Raw genomic sequence first — 874 nt, 5'->3', positions numbered from 1 at the left:
CGGTCATCGTCTCCGGCAGAGCCGACGAGACGGTGCGGGTGTGGGACGCCGTCACCGGCACCCCGATCGGCGAACCCTCCACCCACCGCACCGGTTTGGTGCGTTCGGTGGCGGTCGGCCAGCTCGACGGCCGCCCGGTCATCGTCTCCGGCAGAGCCGACGAGACGGTGCGGGTGTGGGACGCCGTCACCGGCACCCCGATCGGCCAGCCCTTCACCGGCCACACCGGCAGCGTGCGTTCGGTGGCGGTGGGGCAGGTCGACGGCCGCCCGGTCATCGTCTCCGGCAGCACCGACGAGACGGTGCGGGTGTGGGACGCCGCCACCGGCACCCCCATCGGCGACCCCTTCACCGGCCACACCGACGCGGTCTTCTCGGTGGCGGTGGGGCAGGTCGACGGCCGCCCGGTCATCGTCTCCGGCAGAGCCGACGGGGCTGTGCGGGTGTGGGACGCCGTCACCGGCACCCCCATCGGCGAACCCTTCACCCACCGCACGGGTTTGGTGCGTTCGGTGGTGGTGGGGCAGGTCGACGGCCGCCCGATCGTCGTCTCCGGCGGCGACGACGAGACGGTGTGGGTGTGGGACGCGGCCACCGGCACCCCGATCGGCCAGCCCTTCACCGGCCACACCGGCGGGGTGAACGCGGTGGCGGTGGGGCAGGTCGATGGCCGTCCGGTCGTCGTCTCCGGCGGCGACGACGAGACGGTGTGGGTGTGGGACGCGGCCACCGGCACCCCGATCGGCCAGCCCTTCACCGGCCACACCGGCGGGGTGAACGCGGTGGCGGTGGGGCAGGTCGATGGCCGTCCGGTCGTCGTCTCCGGCGGCGACGACGAGACGGTGTGGGTGTGGGACGCGGCCACCGGCACCCC

At 74.5% G+C, this 874-nt stretch carries 1 protein-coding gene; it reads left to right on the top strand.

The window, feature by feature from the left end; translation table 11 throughout:
• Window positions 1-874 (top strand): WD40 repeat domain-containing protein (locus ACFHVL_RS31375; RefSeq protein ID WP_416632246.1); only part of this gene is annotated, 874 nt, incomplete at both ends.

Origin of the sequence: Micromonospora sp. LOL_023, assembly GCF_048060115.1 — a bacterium.
Taxonomy (GTDB): Bacteria; Actinomycetota; Actinomycetes; order Mycobacteriales; family Micromonosporaceae; genus Micromonospora_E.
This window is presented reverse-complemented; position numbering and strand designations above follow the sequence as displayed.